Source organism: Parendozoicomonas sp. 2304DJ65-17 (assembly GCF_058148445.1).
The window spans coordinates 1-235 of the sequence record NZ_JBYVJV010000129.1 but is presented as its reverse complement, the minus strand read 5'-3'; the positions used below and the strand labels follow the sequence as shown (position 1 = coordinate 235).

The following is a 235-nucleotide window of genomic DNA, read 5'->3' as shown; positions in this document are numbered from 1 at the left end:
GATCGCGTCAACAGTCATGATGACTTTGTCGTGAGCAACCAGGCTGACCGGATCAATACCCTGAACATCACGCATGTCAACGTGAGGAATGTTACGGGCAGACAGGTAAACATTTTCGTCTACAACGTCGGAAACGATCAGAGCGTTAATTGCTTCAAGCTCAGTCAGCTTGGCAACCATAGCTTTGGTCTTAGGAGTTTCTGCCTTGAATTCAGAGACGATTACCAGACTCTCC

At 47.7% G+C, this 235-nt stretch carries 1 protein-coding gene; it reads right to left on the bottom strand.

The window, feature by feature from the left end; all coding sequences use genetic code 11:
• Positions 1 to 235 (bottom strand): 50S ribosomal protein L4 (rplD, locus tag ACY2RR_RS24775; RefSeq protein ID WP_490110862.1); only part of this gene is annotated, 235 nt, incomplete at both ends.